This window comes from Nocardioides sp. BGA-UO-ETr-FS32 (assembly GCF_059567905.1).
The window spans coordinates 1038897-1055369 of sequence record NZ_JCAQOX010000017.1; the positions used below are offsets into that span (position 1 = coordinate 1038897).

The following is a 16473-nucleotide window of genomic DNA, read 5'->3' on the forward strand; positions in this document are numbered from 1 at the left end:
GTCCGTGCCTACCTCAGCGACGGAATCTCTCCTCACGGTCCCACCGAGGGGCCGGACGAGAAGAGGAGCACCACATGTACACCACCGACAACTTCCTGAGTGCCGAGATCGCCTACCGACAGGCCAAGGTGAGGAAGGACTACAGCCAGCGCCGCTGGACCCGTGTCCGTCCCGACGACACCCGGAAGTGAGCCACACCGCGATCGACCCGCGCGTGTCGGACCGGCAGGACACAATGTCGTCCGTGCCGGCCCTGCGGACCACCGATCTCATCGGACGCGATGCCGAGCTGGAGCAGCTGACTGCCCAGCTCGGCATTCGCACGTCCGCAGGAGGGCAGGTCGACCAGCGCGCCCGGGCGATGCTCCTCGGCGGTGACGCCGGCGTCGGCAAGACCCGCGTCCTGATGGCGCTGCGCGACTCTGCGCTCGAGGCCGGCTGGCAGGTCGTCGCGGGCCACTGCCTCGACCTCGCGGACTCCTCCCTTCCCTACCTCCCCTTCTCCGAGGTCCTCGGCATCGCGATGACGGAGCACCCCGAGGTCGCGTCCCGGGTCCTCGAGCAGCACCCCACGCTCGCCCGCCTCCAGCCCGGTCGCCGTGTCCGCAGCAGCGAGACCGCGTCCGGCGACCAGGCCCTCGACCGGGGCAACGTCTACGACGCGTTCGGCGACCTCCTCTCCGCCGTCGCCGAGCAGGCACCGCTCCTCGTCGTGGTCGAGGACGCCCACTGGGCCGACGAGTCCACCCGCGACATGCTGAGCTTCCTGTTCTCCCGCCCGGTCCCGGGAGTCTCCCTCGTCGTGTCCTACCGCGCCGACGACCTCCACCGCCGCCACCCGCTGCGGCGCCAGGTCGCGGAGTGGCTGCGCCTGCGCGGCGTCGACCGGCTCCATCTCGAGCCGCTGACCGACGACGCCGTACGCCGCCTCGTCCGCGCGCTGCACCCGGCCACGATGTCGGAGGCGGAGTACGTCTCCATCGTCGACCGCGCCGAGGGCAACCCGTTCTTCGTCGAGGAGCTCGTCGGTGCCGCGTGGTCCGGCCAGGTGCCGGGCGAGCTCGCCGACCTGCTCCTCGTCCGCCTCGACCGCCTCGACGAGCCCACCCGCCGGGTCGTGCGGATCGTCTCGGTCGCCGGCCGACAGGTGAGCCACGGCCTGCTGGCCGCCGTCTCCGACCTCGGTCCCGCCGAGCTCGAGGCGGCCCTGCGCACCGCTGTCGAGGCCAACGTCCTCGTCGCCTCGCGCGGCGGCACGTACGCCTTCCGGCACGCGCTGCTCGGCGAGGCGGTCTACGACGACCTGCTCCCGGGTGAGCGGATGCGGCTGCACGCCGACTTCGTGTCGGCGCTGGGGGAGGGACGCGCGGTCGGCACCGCGGCCGAGCTCGCCCAGCACGCCCGCCGAGCCGACGACCGCGCGGTCGCGATCCGCGCCTCGATCGAGGCGGGCGAGGAGGCCCTCGCCGTCGGTGGACCGTCCGAGGCGGCGACCCACTTCCTCGACGCGCTGGAGCTGATCGACACCACCCGAGACCTGGTTCCCGACGTGGACGCCTCCGCCCTCGCCCGCCGGTGCGCCGACGCGCTCGTCGCCTCCGGACGGGTCCCCAAGGCGGTCAAGGTGCTGCGCGCCCGCCTGGCCACCCTGCCCGAGGAGGGTGCCGATCTCGACCGGAGCCAGCTGATGACCGCGCTGGCGTCGGCGCTGATGCTCACCGACACCACCGACTCCCCGCGCGAGATCGCCGCCGCCGCGGTCGAGCTGGTACGCGGCGGTCCGCCCAAGCTGGTGGCCCGCGCCCTGCTCGTGCACGCCCAGAGCCTCCTCGGGTGGGAGGCCGACGACGCGCGTGCCGTGGCCCTGCAGGCCCTCGAGATCGCGGAGCGCCACGACCTCACCAACCTGGCCGTCGAGCTGCACGCGACGGTCGCCGGCCTCGACCCCGCCGGCGGGTCGAGCCCCAGCGCCGGGTGGCGCGCCGCTGCGGACAGGGCCCGGCAGGCCGGGCTCATCGAGCCCGAGCTGCGCGCCCTCTACCTCCTCGGCCGGCTCCACCTCGACGAGGGCGAGCTCGACACCGCCATCGACGTCTACCGCGAGGTGATCGCCCGCAGCGAGGTGGGCGGGCTCATCTGGTCGCCCTACCCCGCCGAGTCCCGGCTGCTGCTCGCCGTGGCCCTCACCCACCAGGGGCGGCTCGACGAAGCCTGGCAGCTGCTCGACGTCAGCGGCCAGAACCCGCCGATGGTCTTCGAGTGGCTCTACTTCGCCCACCAGATGCTCATCACCATCGGGATCCGGGGAGAACCCAGGCCGAGGGCGCTGGAGAGGCTCCGCGACTACTGGGGCACCGACGGCCTCACCGCCCTGTCCGCCGCGAGCGCCGAGCTGATGGCCGCTGCCGCGGTGGGCGACGCGGTGCGAGCCCTCGCGGTCTACGACGACGTGGTCGCCGTCGTCGTACCTCTCTGGCACGAGTGGTTCCAGGCCCGGCTCAGGCTCGCCACCCTTGCCGTGGCGGCGCTCGCCTCGGCCGCCCCTCGCCAGAGCGCCGAGGAACGTCAGTCCGCGGCCGCGGACGTCGAGCGCCTGATGGGTGACGGTGCGCGCGTCATCGACTTCTACGCCCCCTACGACGGCAGCCACGGCCCGGAGTACCGCATGTGGGTCGCCCGGCGCGCCGCCGAGCACCTGCGGTGGCGGTGGCTCGCGCAGGTCGACCCGCCGTCGGCCGAGGAGCTCGTCGAGGCCTGGCGCGCCGCGGAGGAGACCGCCGTCGCCTTCGGCAGCGTCCCCGAGAGCGCCCAGGCCCGCGTACGCCTGGCCGGGGTCCTGCGCGCCACCGGTGACGCGGCCGGTGCCCGCCAGGTCGCCGACCTGGCCCGGGAGGCCGCGCACGCCGTCGGAGCCCGGGCCCTGCTGGCCGAGCTCACCGCGCAGGGCTCGAGCCCGTCGACGGCTGCCCCGACCGAGGTCGCCGCGCTCACCCCGCGCGAGTCGGAGATCCTCGCCCTCGTCGCCGAGGGCCGCAGCAACGGTGAGATCGGCAAGCAGCTGTTCATCAGCACCAAGACCGTCTCGGTCCACGTCTCCAACGTGCTCGCCAAGCTCGACGCCGCCTCGCGCACCGAGGCGGTCGCGGTGGCACGGCGACGCGGGCTGCTCTGACGTGCAACGCAGCGGACATGCGGGGCGTCCCACCCCTGTGAAGCACCTCGCGGCGATCGCCCTCCTGCTCCTCGCCGGATGCTCGACCCGCACCGACTCCGATCGCGACGTCGAGCGCGACACCGATCCGGGTGCGGGCGCCAGTGCTGCGACGCCGGTCGCTCCGGAGGACGAGGCCGCCGGCGCCGGGGACGATGCCAGCGGTTCGGCCCCGATCGGAGTCCTCGTCGGTGCGCGAGCTCGCGACGTGCGCGAAGCCCTGGTCGGGCAGGGGCTCCGACTCGACGTGACGCTGCGGACCCGCTGCGGAGCCGGCGTCGTCCTCGCCCAGGACCCCGCGCCCGACACGGAGGTGGACCCCGGCGCGACCGTCGAGCTCGTGGTGGCCAGAGCACCGGCTGCAGCGACCTGCACCTTCCCGTCGGCGGCGAGCGCCGTGCGTGGGCTCGAGGCCTGGGCGCGCGGGAAGGAGCCTGTCCCCGAGCTCGCCGACCGCGTGCGGTTCCTGGTGGCCAACCGTCCCGTCCGCACCCTCACCGCAGCCCGGGCCAGCGACCGCGCCGCGTGGACGCTCGACGTGGCCTACGCGGAGCGCGCCGACGTACGCATCCTCGACCTCCTGTCCTCCGGGCCGATGGCCGACCGCGACGTGCCACCCTTCTTCTGCCCGGTCAGGAGCGTCGCGCTGCCGGCCGACCTGGTGCGCCGGTTGCCGTCGTCGTGGAGCCTGGTCACCCGACGCCCGCGGGCCTGCCTGGAGGAGGCCACCGTCCAGGTGTGGACCGACGGCGCGGGCCGGATCACCGACGTCAACGTCCTGCTGGGCAGCCCCTGACACCCGTCCGTCAGACTTCCTCCGTGCCCGACTTCCGCTGCTCGCTCGCCAGCCTCACCGACGACGAGCCGATCGTCGGCACCGCGCCCACCGATCCCGAGATCCTGCTCGTCGAGTCCCCCGGACCGTGGGGACGCGACGCGATCAGCGACAACCGGCTGCCCGAGGTCGTGCGGGATCACCTGGCCTCGCTCGACCTCAAGGTCTTCCTGCTGCGTCGCTACGACGGGCACGCCGGTCCCGGCACCCGCGTCTTCCACGCCCGCGCCACCGATGACCGGTACGCCGTCCGCGGCGCGGTGCTCGACCGGCCGGAGGACCTCGTCGACCTCGACCTCGCCGATCCGACGGCCCTGCCGGCGTACGACGAGCCGCTCTGGCTGGTGTGCACCAACGGCAAGCGCGACCGGTGCTGCGCCGAGGTCGGCCGCCCCATCGCGGGGCTGCTCACCGACCGCTGGCCCGAGGGGACGTGGGAGACCACCCACCTCGGTGGCCACCGGTTCTCGGGCACCCTGCTCGCCCTGCCCAGCGGGCTGACCCTCGGCCGCCTCGACACCGACAACGCCCTGGCTGCGTGCGAGACCGTCGCGCGCGGCGAGGTCCCGCTGGACGTCACCCGCGGACGCGCCGGCCGGTCGGGCGAGGAACAGGTGCGCGAGCTGCACGTCCTCGGCGGCGGCGACGCGCGAGACGAGGTCGTGGCGGTGCCCGGGCCCGTACGCCGCCAGTCCTGCGGCGACGACAAGGTCAAGGGGACGACCCGCTACGAGGTACGCCCCGCGCGCTGAGCGACCCCTGTCCCCGTCCCCAGGGGTGTGGGACGGTGGTGCCGGCGACATCAGACTCGACACCACTTCCCGGGGCGGACCGTCCGTCGCGGCACATCGAGGAGGAACCATGACGACTCCCGGCAACCCGCTCGGCGACGACGAGATCACGACCGAGGGCGGCGTCGACCCGACCGGCGTCGCGGCCGGCCCCGGCACGGACGCGGACGGCACGGACGCGGACGCCACCGACGGCGACTCCACCGACGCGACCGACGGCGACTCCACTGACGCGGACGGCACGGACGCGGACAGCACCGACGGCGACTCGACCGACGCGACCGACGGCGACTCCACCGACGCCGACGGCACCGACGGGACCGCGCGCTGAGCGCTCTCGACCGGCTGACCGGTGACGCCCAGACCTTCCTCGACAAGGTCTGGGCGTCGTCGGTGCACGTCCACCGCACCGACCCGGCGTACGGCACCGAGGTCCTCTCCCTCGCCCACGTCGATCACCTGCTGACCGAGACCGCGATCCGCGCTCCCGCGGTACGCGTCGCCCGCAACGGGTCCGTCCTGCCGGAGTCGTCCTTCACCCGCGGCGGCAGTCTCGCCGGCAAGCCGCTGACCGGGCTGGTCGACCCGGTCAGGTTGATGCGCCTGCACGACGAGGGCGCCACGATCGTGCTCCAGGGCCTCCAGCGCTACTGGTCGCCCGTCGGCGACCTCGTCGCGGAGCTCGAGCTCGAGCTCGGCCACCCCTGCCAGGCCAACGCCTACCTGACCCCGCCCGGCGCCCAGGGCTTCGCGGTCCACTCCGACTCCCACGACGTCTTCGTCCTCCAGACCCACGGCACCAAGATGTGGGAGGTCCACGGCGAGGGCGGGCCCGGCGACCTGCTCCTCGAGCCCGGCGTCGTGGCCTACCTCCCGACCGGCACCCCGCACGCCGCTCGCGCGCAGGAGTCGGTGTCGCTGCACCTCACCATCGGCATCAACCAGCTCACGTGGCGCAGCCTGCTGACCCGCGAGGTCGGACGGCTGCTCGCCGAGGTGCCCGACGAGCACCTCCCCGCGGGCTACCTCACCGACCCGGCCCGGCTCGCCGACGGGATCGGCGAGCACCTCGGCGCGCTCGCCGACGCCGTACGCCGCCTCGACCCGGCCGCGCTCGCGGCGGGGCAGGCCGAGGGGTTCCTCGCCGGACGGCCCCCGCGCCTCGCCGGTGCGCTGCTCGACCGCGACGCGCTGGCCCGGGGCATCACCGAGGACACCCGGCTCCGGCGCCGCCGCGGCCACCCCTGCGAGCTGGTCGACGACGGCGACGCCGTCCGGGTGCTGATCGGCGACCGCGCCCTGCGGGTCCCCGCCCGGATCCGCCCGGCGCTCGAGCACGTCGCGACCCACCACGAGCTCACGCCCGCCGACCTCCCGCTCGACGTCGGGAGCGCCCTCGTGCTCTGCCGCCGCCTGGTCCGGGAGGGGCTGCTCGAGGTCGCGAGGTGACCGGCTTCCGCTGCGCGGTCGCGAGCCGTGAGCGCGGGGACGAGCTCGCCGGCACGGCCTCGACGGTCCGCAGCTTCCTGCTCCTCGAGCACGCCGGGCCGTGGGGCGCCGATGCGCTGCGCGACGCGCGGCTGCCCGTTGGCCTGGGCGAGCACCTGCGCGCGAGTGCCCGCCGTAACCGCGTGCGGGTCCTGCTCGTACGCCGGCCCGGACGTCGCGCCGCCGCGGGACCCGTGCGCGTGGTCGCCGCCCGGGCGGCAGGTCCAGCGTCGTGGCTGGAGTCCACGCTGCTGGACGACGTCGAGGACGTGCGGTCGCTCGACCTGGCCGCGCTGGGAGCAGGGCGCACCCTGGGCCTCGACCGGTCGACCGCGCCGCTGCTCGCCGTGTGCACCCACGGCCGCCACGACGCCTGCTGCGCCGAGCGCGGGCGTCCCGTGGCGCTGGCCCTCGCCGCCGGGGCCCACGCCGACGCGACGTGGGAGACCTCGCACGTCGGCGGCGACCGTTTCGCCGGCAACCTCGTCGTGCTGCCCCGCGGGCTCTACTACGGCGGCCTCGACCCCGACTCGGCTCGCGCCGTCGCGGACGCGACGGCCGCCGGCGAGGTGCTGCTCGAGCACTTCCGCGGCCGCTCCGACCTGCCGATGGCCGCCCAGGCCGCCGACGTGGCGCTGCGCCGCGAGCACCGCCTCGCCGGGCTCGACGACCTGCAGGTCCGGGGCGTACGCGTCGACGACGACCTGACCACGGTGAGGTGCGAGGTGCGCGGGCTCGGCGTCCGCGACGTCGTCGTACGCCGGGTGCCGGGCGAGGACGCCCACCAGCTGACGTGCTCGGCGCGCCGCGCGAGCACGATCCCGCGCCACGAGGTGGTCGAGGTCCGCGAGGTCAGCCCAGACGGGTCCTGATGTCGGCCGCGTCGAGGTTGCGGGCGGCGCGGTTGGCCTGTTGCTGCTCGCGCTCGGCGACGGTCGCGGCGTCCTGCGCCTCGACCCGCGCCTCGACGAGCTCGCGGTGCAGTGCCTGGACCCTGGCGGCCTGTGCCGAGATCTCCTCGTGCGGAGCCTCGGCCAGCACGAGCTCCTCGAGGCTGTCGAGTGCGGCCTGCTCACGGCGCTTGAGCGCCTCGACGGTGCCACGGGCGGCCTCCGCGGCGTCGCCGGCCTCGACCGCCTCCATCGCCTCCTCGGCCGCCTCGCGGCGCAGCTCGCCGAACCGCACCTGGTTGGCAGTGGCGGCGACGAGCTTCTGCCGGTCCTCGTCAGGGTGCACCCCGGCGTGGTCGGCGAGCGCCTTGACCAGCTCGCGGGTGCCGGCCCGGCGGGCGTCGCGCAGCTCGATCTTGGCGTCGAAGCACGCCTGGTAGGCCTTCCAGTCGGCCTCCCACCCGTCGGCCTGCTGCTGCGTGGCGTCGCCCGGGAGCGTCTCGACGGGCGGCCAGATCCGGTGGTCGCGGACCTCGAGACCCTGGCTGGTGGCGAAGGCGCGCAGCTGCTCGAGCCCCTCGCGGTGCCGGCGCAGCACGTCGGAGTAGGCGTTGATCGCGCGGCCGAGGCCGCGCAGGCCGTCGCGGACGCTTGCCGACTCCTCGTGGCGGCGGCCGGCCCGCTCGCGCAGCGTGTCGGCGGCCTCGCCGGCGAAGACGTCCTCCGAGAGGGTGGACGTGCGCTCGAACGCATCGACGGCGAGCTCGACCTTGGCGGCCAGGCGGCGTACGGAGTCGCCGTAGGCGTCGACCTTGCCGGGCTCGAGCCAGTGGTAGTGGCAGCCGATCGGGTCGCCGAACCGGAGCCCTTCCCGCTGGGTCTCGACCAGGGTCTCGGCCGCGACCCGCGTCATGGCTTCACCTCGGCGAGCCTGGCGGCGACCGTGGCCGCCTCGCCGACCATGAGGTCGAGCTCGTCGAAGTCACGGACCGAGTCGTCGATGGCACCCGCGATGCTGCGGCAGCGCCTGGCGACCTGCTCGGCGTCGTCGACGAGGCTGCGGACCCCCTCGACCACGAGGTCGCGCCACGGGAAGTCGTCGGCGGGGTGGTCGATGTCGCCGAGCGCTGCCGTCAGGTCCTCACGGGCGGAGTCGAGCTCCTCCTTGGCGCCCCGCAGCGCCCGCTGGTTGATCGCGATCGGCCTCATGGCGGGCTTCTGCCCGCCCGAGCGGGGTCGAAACCCGAGGTCGTCAATTTGTGAACCACCGGTGTCGGCGGTCTGGACCGCCGGGGTGCGCCCCGTGGGTATCTAGGGACGTTGTGGTGGGTCAGGCCGGGCAAACGCCTCTAGATACCCGCGAGCTGGCGGGCGGGCGGGGGACCGCTCAGACGTGGCCGCTGAGCTGCGCCATCCGCAGCTCGAGCTTGTTGAGCAGGTCGCTGCAGGCCTTGTCGGGCAGCCTGGACCCGGCGCCCTTCCTGCCCGCTCCCTGCGCGCACACCGGGAGCACGTCGATCGAGAGCCGGGCGCCACCGGCGAGGGCCCGGAGCTCGTCCAGCTTGTCGCCGAACGGCGAGCCGCTGCCGGGGGAGTAGTAGTGCACGGCCGCGTCGATGTCGTCGGCGAAGAGGTCGGCCTTCGTGACCGCGACGACCAGCCACGTCGGGCGCTCGCGGCGTACGGCCATGCTGGCGATCCGGTGAGCGGTGATCGCCCAGTCCTCGAGCTCGGCGGCGAGCTGCTCCTCGCGGGAGGCGAGCGCGGCGCCGGTGGTGCCGGCCGTACGCCGGGGCGTGGCGTGGCCGTTGGCGACCACGTGCAGCACGCCGTCGACCGGCTCGTCGTGGAAGACCTCGTCGAGCGCGCCGAGGCGGGTGGCCGCGTTCTCGCCGGGGACCACGCGGAAGCGGTAGCCGCGCAGCCGCGCGTTGCGACGCGTACGCCGCTCCATCACCGCGGAGCCCACCTCGGACCCCTCGGTGGCCGCGGCCTCGGCGCTCGCCCGGCGGGAGAGACGGTCGGCCAGGCGGGTCTTGCCGACGCCGGTCATGCCCGTCACCGCCACCGTCGGGTAGCGGTGCCGGAGCAGGCGGGAGGCGCGTTCGGGGGCCTGGGAGAGTGCGGCGAGGGCGCCCCCGGCGATGGTCGTGCCGATGGCTGCCTTGCCGTGTCGCAACGGTGACTGCATGCCCCCATCCTGTCCGACGACGGGTGGCGGGCCACGCCCGGAGGGAGGGCGACTTGGCCCGCAACCATCGGTCTTGGACAATGACCGTGCCCGACCCATCCGCCCGGAAGGCCCACCCCACCCTCATGGACACCGAGAACCGCCCCGTCCTGACGGGGCTCGTCGCCCTGGTCGGCGTCGCCGTGGCCCTCGGCCTGCTGGGTGGCCTCGCCGTGCTCGCGGGGGTCCAGGCCACCGGCATCGGCGACACGTCGTCGTCCAGCGACGACTCGACCGCGTCGGCGACCTTCCGGCTGCCCAAGCCGAGCGAGACCGCCACCGAGACCGTTCCCGAACAGCCCGCCGAACCGGATCCCGGGACCGAGACCTCGTCGGAGGCGCCTGCGACTGCCATCTCGCTGTCCGCGACCCAGCAGTCGGTCAGCCCGATGCAGCAGATCGACCTCACCGGGACCTACCAGGGCGGCGAGGGCGCGATCCTGCAGGTGCAGCGGCTGGAGAACGGCGCCTGGTCGGACTTCCCGGTGACCATGTCGGTCAGCGGCGGCACCTTCGCGACCTACGTCCAGACCAGCCGCACCGGGCCCAACAAGTTCCGCGTGGTCGACACCGACTCCGACGTCGTCTCCAACGAGATCACCGTCACCGTCGGCTGAGCGCCAGCCGCGCCCGGTCCACCCGGTGCGTCCAGAGGCCCACCCAGCCCGCGCCGGCAAGACCCAGTACGCCGACCACGAGGCACGCGGTCGCCAGCGGGGCCGTCGCGGCGATGGCGCTCACCAGGAGCGGGCCGCCGGTGTTGCCGATGTCGCCGCAGAGCCGCCAGGCACCGAGGAACTGGGGACGCCCCTCGTCGGGGGCCGCGTCCGCGCCGAGCGTCATCACGATGCCCGACCCGAGGCCGTTGCCGCAGGCGATGAGCGCCATGACCAGGGCGACCGACACCGCGGTGGTGGCGAGCGGCAGCAGCAGGCAGGCCACGGCCATCGAGAGGACCACCGGCACCGCGACGACCATCCGGCCGCGGGTGTCCATCAGCCAGCCGCCGGGCCACATGAACGCGACGTCGAGGGCGGCCGCGCCGGCGAAGATCAGTGAGGTCGTCGAGGCCGACAGCCCGATGTGGTCGGCCCAGAGCGGCAGCAGGCTCAGCCGCAGGGAGCGGCTCATGCCGAGGATCACGACGGCTGTGCCCAGCGTCGCCAGCAACCGGCGGTGCGAGGCGATCACCGTCCACACGCGCAGGTGCCCGCTCGCCCGTGCCGCGGCGCGCTTCTCCTCGCCGAGGTCGGGCATGGTGGCGGCGAGGAGGGAGGCGAGGACGGACATCGCCGCCCCGAGCCAGAACACGCTGGTGAGGTCGGTGAGGGCGATCAGCCCGGCGCCGATCAGCGGCCCGATGAGCACGCCGACGCGGTAGGACCCGCCGAGCAGCGACATCGCCCGTGCCCGGTGGGTGATCGGGACGACGTCGATCATGAAGCCCTGGCGCGCGATGAGGAACAGCGTCCAGCACACCCCGCTCAGCAGCACGCCGACCGCGAGGCCGAGCACCGAGTCGGTGAGCGCGACGAGGGTCATCGCGGCGGCGTCAACGAACCCCGCCCCCACGAGCGCGCGCCGCTCCCCGATCCGGGCGACGAGTGCACCGGCGGGCAGGCTCGCCAGCAGCATGCCGACGCCCGTCAGCGCGACGATCGCGGCCGCGGTGCTGACGTCGGCCCCGAGGTCGCGGGCCCGCAGCGCGAGCACCGGCATGATCGCGCCGTGCCCGATCGCGGAGACGATCGAGGGGCCGTACGCCACGAGCCAGATGTCGCGGAAGCGGAACTCCGCCTCGCTCGCCCCGATGCTCACTCCGCCACGCTACGGGGCCGGGTCGGCGGTGAGTGAGACAGGTTCTGAGGTCCGGAAAGGTGTCTCACTCACCGCTGGAGCGGCGAGCCTCGTACTGGCGGTGAGTGAGGCAGGTTCTCGGCGGTCGAAACCTGCCTCACGCACCGCTCGACCGCTCAGGGGATCCAGTCGAAGGCGTCGGGGTTCGGGCCCAACCGCCCGGCCTCGCCCCGGTCGAGCTCGTCGAGCGCGGACATGTGGTGCGGCTCGAGCTCGAAGTCGAAGATCTCGAAGTTCTGCCGCATGCGCTCGGGGTTCATCGACTTCGGGAAGACGATGTCGCCCCGCTGCACGTGCCAGCGCAGGGCGACCTGCGCGGGCGTACGACCCACGAGCGAGGCGATCTCGCCGATGGTGTCGTCGTCGACGACCGTGCCCTTGGCGATCGGCGACCAAGCCTCGGTGAGGACGCCGTGGCGCTTGTTGGCCGCGCGGACGTCCTCGTTGGCGAAGAACGGGTGCACCTCGACCTGGTTGACCACCGGCACGAGGCCGGTCTCCTCGACGATCCGGTCGAGGTGGGCGGGCTGGAAGTTGGAGACGCCGATGCTGCGGGTCTTCCCGGCCTCCTGCGCCTCGATGAGCGCCCGCCAGGTCTGCACGAAGTCGCCGTCGTACCGGGTCGGCAGCGGCCAGTGGATGAGGAACAGGTCGACCTGGTCGAGGCCGAGGCGCTCCAGCGAGGCGTCGATCTCGCGGCGCGCGTCGTCGGGGCGGTGGAAGCCGTTGTTGAGCTTGGTGGTCACGTAGAGCTCGTCGCGGGCGATGCCGGAGGCCCTGATCGCCTCGCCGACGCCCGCCTCGTTGCCGTACATCTGGGCGGTGTCGACGTGGCGGTAGCCCGCCTCGAGGGCGGCGGTCACGGTCGCCGCGGTCTCCGCCGGCGGCACCTGGAAGACGCCGAAGCCGAGCTGGGGGATGGACGTGCCGTCGTGGAGCGGGAGGTCAGGGACAGTCATACCTGTCCCTACGCCCGGTGGCCGCCAGGTATTCCGAAGGCGGTGGAGGTTGTCGGGGCCCGCCCGTAGGCTCCGGGCGTGCCCGACAGCGACGACATCAATCCCGCACCCCTCGACCTCCCCGGCTCCGGCGACTGGCTCGCCTGGGTCACGCAGCGCTGCGAGGACCAGCTCGCCGAGGCGCAGCAGCAGGTGGGGCTGGTCAAGGCCGGATCCTCCGACGCCCCCGTGGTGCTCACCGCGTGGAACAAGGCCGAGACCGCCCTGGCCAACGCCGGGTCCGTCTCGCTGTGGGCCGAGGTCCACCCCGACGCCGCCGTGCGCGACCGGGCCGACGAGCTCAGCCAGCAGGTCCAGAAGTACGTCACCGAGCTCGGTCTCGACCGCGACCTCTACGCCGTCCTCGACGCGCTGTCGCCCGACGGGCTCGACGACGACGGGCGCCGGGTGCTCGACCACACGCTGCGTGACTTCCGCCGCGCCGGCGTTGACCGCGACGACGCCACCCGCGACCGGCTCCGCGAGCTCAGCGAGCAGGGCGTGAAGCTCTCCCAGGACTTCGGCCGCAACATCCGCGACGACGTCCGTTCGATCCGGATCGCGCCCGAGCGGCTGGCCGGGCTGCCCGACGACTACCGCGAGGCGCACGCGCCCGACGAGGACGGGCTGGTGACCATCACCACCGACTACCCCGACCTGGTCCCGTTCACCACCTTCGGCGCCGACGCCGAGGCGCGCCACGAGCTCGCCCTCGCCCAGAACACCGTCGCCTGGCCGGCCAACGACCAGGTCCTCCAGGACCTCCTCGCCGTGCGCCGCGAGACCGCGGCCCTGCTCGGCCACGCGTCGTGGCCCGACTACGACACCGAGGTCAAGATGATCGGCAGCGGCCAGGCGGTCGCCGACTTCATCGACCGCGTCGGCGACGCCGCCAAGCAGCGCGCCGGCGAGGAGCTGGCCGTCCTGCTGGAGCGCAAGCGCGTCGACGACCCGTCCGCCGACTCCGTCGCGACCTACGACTCCCGCTACTACGCCGAGCTGGTCCGCCGCGAGCAGTACGACGTCGACGGCCAGGTCGTGCGCACCTACTTCCCCTTCGAGCAGGTCCGCCAGGGGCTGCTCGAGGTGACCGGAAGGCTCTTCGGCCTGGAGTGGACGCCGGTGCCCCGCGAGGAGGCCGGCACCTGGCACGACGAGGTCGCCAGCTACGACGTACGCCTCGACGGCGCGCGCATCGGCCGGATCCACCTCGACCTGCACCCCCGCGACGGCAAGTTCAAGCACGCCGCGCAGTTCGACATGGTCACCGGCGTCGCCGGCGAGCAGCTCCCCGAGGGTGTCCTGGTCTGCAACTTCGCTCGCGGGCTGATGGAGCACGACGAGGTCGTCACCCTGTTCCACGAGTTCGGCCACCTGGTCCACCACGTGCTCGGCGGGCAGACCCCTTGGGCGCGCTTCTCCGGCGTCGCCACCGAGTGGGACTTCGTCGAGGCGCCGAGCCAGATGCTGGAGGAGTGGGCCTGGGACGCCGACGTCCTTGCCACCTTCGCCCGCAACGCCGACGGCGAGACGATCCCGCGCGAGCTGGTCGCCGCGATGCGTCGCGCCGAGCAGTTCGGCAAGGGCCTCTACGCCGTGCAGCAGATGTCCTACGCCGCCCGGTCCTACTGGTTCCACGCCCAGCAGCACGACGACCTCACGGCCTTCGGCGACGAGCTCCAGCGCCGCTACTCGGTGTTCCCGCCGCTCGAGGGCGCCCACATGCACTGCGCCTTCGGCCACCTCGACGGCTACTCCTCGGGCTACTACACCTACATGTGGTCGCTGGTGATCGCCAAGGACCTGTTCTCCGCCTTCGACCGCGACGACATGTTCGCGCCCGACGTCGCCCGCGCCTACCGCGACAAGGTGCTCGCGATGGGCGGGCGCAAGGACGCCGCCGACCTCGTCGCCGACTTCCTCGGCCGCCCCTACTCCTTCGACAGCTGGGCGGCCTGGCTGGCCGAGTAGGTCTCGACACGCCCGCTGCTCGACCACCGAGTGGTCAGCGGCGTACGACCGCCGGCCGGGTCGGCTCGACGTCGGCGATCCGGTCGGCGACCGCGACGCCGAAGTCCCGGTGCCCGTCCTCGGTGAGGTGCAGCCGGTCGTCGAGGTAGTCGAGGTCGAGGTCGCTGGTGCGGACGTACGGCACGCCGTACGCCTCCGAGAGCTCCTCGAGCCGGGCGTCGACGCGCGGCACGGCGCGGGAGCGCGACGGTGCGTCGGCGGGACCGACGACCACCACGCGGTGGCCCGCCAGGTCTGCCATCAGGTCACGGAAGCCCCGCTCGATCGCCGCGGCGGGCTGGTCGAAGTCGTTGAGCCCGCCCGCGACCACCACGAGCGCGGGACGTACACCGAGCGCGGTCGCGGCCCGGTCGTGGAACGAGACACGCCCGCAGTGGCTGGCTCGGGCGCTGAAGCCGGAGCCGGAGAACCCGCGAACGTGGACCTCCCCGGGCAGGTCGGCCGCCCAGGAGCGGCGCAGGTCGTCCTGGCCGAGGCCGACCGACCACGAGTCGCCGATGACGAGGACGCGCTCGCCCTCGCCGGTGACGACCGCTGCGCGCTCGCGTGCGTCCAGGCGGTGCTGCTGGCAGCGGGCCGGACCGGCGCCCGCGCGATCGGCGACGTAGAACGCCATCAGGGCAGCGAGCAGCACGACGACGACTGAGGCGCCGGCGACGCGGCGCGGGATCCCCCGGTGGAGCACGAGAGAAGTGTGCGGCCTGCCGGGCGTTCGCGCAGTCGAAAATGCCTGAGATTCCCCTGACTTCGCCACCTAGTGTTCCGCCCATGACGACCGACGCCCTCCTGGCGGCCTACGACGACCAGCTGCGCACCGATGCCGAGATGGCCCGCGCCCTCGACGTGCAGCGCGCGGGGCCGGTGCTGTGGGGCGTCTTCGACCACGGCGGCTTCGTGTCCTACCGCGACCTCGGCGGCCTCTCCGGGTCCGCGCTCGACGAGCTGATCGAGCGTACGGTCGCGCACTTCCGCGACGACACGGACGTCGCGTCCTTCGAGTGGAAGTCACGCGGGCACGACGAGCCCGCCGACCTCGGCGAGCGCCTCGTCGCACACGGCCTCGTCGCCGAGCCGGCCGAGACGGTGATGGTCGGGGAGGCGTCGCTGCTCGCCGTCGACGTGCCCCTCGCGGACACGCCGGAGGGCCCCGTCGTCGTACGCCGCATCGAGCCGGGACCGGACGCAGTGCCCGACCTGACCCGCATGCTCGAGGCGCAGGAGTCGGTCTTCGGCGGCGGCCGCGGACCGTCGGTGGGCTCGGCGGTGCGCGAGCTCGCCGCCGGTGCGTCGGAGTTCTGGATCGCCGAGGTCGGCGACCGGGTGGTGTGCGGCGGCCGGCTCACCCCGGTCGAGGGCACCGACTTCGCCGGGATCTGGGGCGGCTCGACGCTCCCGGACTACCGCGGCCGCGGGATCTACCGCGCGCTGGTCGCCGCCCGCGCCCGCTCCGCCGTCGCCCGCGGCATCCGGTTGATCCACTCCGACTGCACCGACATGTCGCGCCCGATCCTCGAGCGCTCGGGCCTGCGCGCGATCGCGACGACGACGCCGTACGTCTGGACCCGCTGAGGGTCCCACCGCTCGTCGGTGGGGGATTTCGGGCCCCGCCCTCTCGGGGAGTCCCCGCCTCAGCGGGGAGTCCGTCACTCAGAGGCCCGTACAACCCCCTCCAGGTGTCGGACTACCCCATCAAGTCCCGCTTGCGCGGCCCGAGCCACCTCGGCCACCTCGGGTCAGAGCGGCGTGTAGTCGATCTCCAGGAAGTCCGCGACCTCGGGCACCCACCGGTCGGCGACGAACGCCCGGTGGACCGGGTGCTCGTCGTAGCCGTCGTACGCCGCCTGGTCGGCGAACTCCATCGAGAAGCCGAAGGTGAAGTCGTTCTTCGCGCTGGTCTGGCGCAGCTGCTCGTACGCCTCCACGCCGGGGATGTCGGCCAGCGCGCGGGCCGCGGCCAGGAAGTCGGCCTCCTCCGCGGAGCCGGGTGCGTGGTGGAGGCGGAAGGCGACGGTGTGCCGGATCATGCCCCAAGGCTAGGGCGATCCAGGTCACAGGGACTTCGTGTCCGGATCCGGGAACATCGCGAGCCAGCCTGCGTTGTACCTCATGAACAGACTTGAGTGAGATCGGCTCAACTGTTTT

16 protein-coding genes are annotated in these 16473 nt (G+C 73.7%); 9 read left to right on the forward strand and 7 right to left on the reverse strand.

The annotated features are described in order from the left end of the window. The first annotated feature begins 244 nt into the window (after positions 1-244). The 6 genes from AC57BS_RS25125 (at position 245) to AC57BS_RS25150 (ending at position 7197) form a co-directional block, all read left to right on the forward strand. Positions 245-3172, forward strand: a complete 2928-nt coding sequence (locus AC57BS_RS25125) for a helix-turn-helix transcriptional regulator (RefSeq protein ID WP_496414175.1) — start codon at positions 245-247, stop codon at positions 3170-3172. Between the two features lie 37 nt (positions 3173-3209). Next, on the forward strand, positions 3210-4007 hold the full coding sequence (locus tag AC57BS_RS25130) for a PASTA domain-containing protein (RefSeq protein ID WP_496414176.1): 798 nt from the start codon (positions 3210-3212) through the stop codon (positions 4005-4007). Positions 4008-4030: 23 nt separating this feature from the next. Next, positions 4031-4798, forward strand: a complete 768-nt coding sequence (locus tag AC57BS_RS25135; protein ID WP_496414177.1) for a sucrase ferredoxin — start codon at positions 4031-4033, stop codon at positions 4796-4798. 109 nt (positions 4799-4907) lie between these two features. Further along, positions 4908-5168 (forward strand): hypothetical protein, encoded by a 261-nt coding sequence (locus tag AC57BS_RS25140; RefSeq protein WP_496414178.1) that lies wholly within the window; start codon positions 4908-4910, stop codon positions 5166-5168. Positions 5169-5230: 62 nt separating this feature from the next. Continuing rightward, the gene (locus AC57BS_RS25145; protein WP_496414179.1) at positions 5231-6286 is read left to right on the forward strand and encodes a JmjC domain-containing protein; all 1056 of its coding nucleotides are present in this window, start codon (positions 5231-5233) and stop codon (positions 6284-6286) included. Then, positions 6283-7197 (forward strand): ferredoxin family protein, encoded by a 915-nt coding sequence (locus AC57BS_RS25150; RefSeq protein WP_496414180.1) that lies wholly within the window; start codon positions 6283-6285, stop codon positions 7195-7197. The genes AC57BS_RS25145 and AC57BS_RS25150 overlap by 4 nt, the downstream gene beginning before the upstream one ends. Here the strand turns inward: AC57BS_RS25150 and AC57BS_RS25155 are convergent. The 3 genes from AC57BS_RS25155 to AC57BS_RS25165 form a co-directional block, all read right to left on the reverse strand. Then, a complete protein-coding gene (locus AC57BS_RS25155) occupies positions 7178-8128 on the reverse strand; it encodes a hypothetical protein (protein WP_496414181.1) in 951 nt (316 codons plus the stop codon). The two genes, AC57BS_RS25150 and AC57BS_RS25155, sit on opposite strands and share 20 nt — an antisense overlap. After that, positions 8125-8424, reverse strand: a complete 300-nt coding sequence (locus AC57BS_RS25160) for a hypothetical protein (RefSeq protein ID WP_496414182.1) — start codon at positions 8422-8424, stop codon at positions 8125-8127. Before AC57BS_RS25160 ends, AC57BS_RS25155 begins: the two co-directional genes overlap by 4 nt. A 178-nt stretch (positions 8425-8602) precedes the next feature. Beyond that, complete coding sequence (locus AC57BS_RS25165) at positions 8603-9406, reverse strand: hypothetical protein (protein ID WP_496414183.1); 804 nt, start codon at positions 9404-9406, stop codon at positions 8603-8605. Between the two features lie 125 nt (positions 9407-9531). Here AC57BS_RS25165 and AC57BS_RS25170 point away from each other — a divergent pair, with 125 nt between their 5' ends. Further along, positions 9532-10062: a hypothetical protein gene (locus tag AC57BS_RS25170; RefSeq protein WP_496414184.1), complete on the forward strand. Its 531-nt coding sequence runs from the start codon at positions 9532-9534 to the stop codon at positions 10060-10062. Here AC57BS_RS25170 and AC57BS_RS25175 read toward each other — a convergent pair. Next, positions 10049-11263 carry an MFS transporter gene (locus tag AC57BS_RS25175; protein WP_496414185.1) on the reverse strand — a complete coding sequence of 405 codons (1215 nt, stop codon included), beginning with the start codon at positions 11261-11263 and terminating at the stop codon, positions 10049-10051. The genes AC57BS_RS25170 and AC57BS_RS25175 overlap by 14 nt on opposite strands. 155 nt (positions 11264-11418) lie before the next feature. Next, complete coding sequence (locus tag AC57BS_RS25180; protein WP_496414186.1) at positions 11419-12261, reverse strand: aldo/keto reductase; 843 nt, start codon at positions 12259-12261, stop codon at positions 11419-11421. 78 nt (positions 12262-12339) lie between these two features. Here AC57BS_RS25180 and AC57BS_RS25185 point away from each other — a divergent pair, with 78 nt between their 5' ends. Further along, positions 12340-14271: a M3 family metallopeptidase gene (locus AC57BS_RS25185; RefSeq protein ID WP_496414187.1), complete on the forward strand. Its 1932-nt coding sequence runs from the start codon at positions 12340-12342 to the stop codon at positions 14269-14271. Between the two features lie 34 nt (positions 14272-14305). On the opposite strand, the gene AC57BS_RS25190 is transcribed toward AC57BS_RS25185, so the two are convergent. Continuing rightward, positions 14306-15016, reverse strand: a complete 711-nt coding sequence (locus tag AC57BS_RS25190) for an SGNH/GDSL hydrolase family protein (RefSeq protein ID WP_496414188.1) — start codon at positions 15014-15016, stop codon at positions 14306-14308. An 83-nt stretch (positions 15017-15099) separates the two neighbouring features. Between AC57BS_RS25190 and AC57BS_RS25195 the strand changes: the two genes are divergently transcribed. Beyond that, a complete protein-coding gene (locus AC57BS_RS25195; protein ID WP_496414189.1) occupies positions 15100-15900 on the forward strand; it encodes a GNAT family N-acetyltransferase in 801 nt (266 codons plus the stop codon). A 164-nt stretch (positions 15901-16064) separates the two neighbouring features. On the opposite strand, the gene AC57BS_RS25200 is transcribed toward AC57BS_RS25195, so the two are convergent. Further along, entirely contained in the window at positions 16065-16355 is a 291-nt protein-coding gene (locus tag AC57BS_RS25200; RefSeq protein WP_496414190.1) for a Dabb family protein, read from the reverse strand. Positions 16356-16473: the final 118 nt, after the last annotated feature.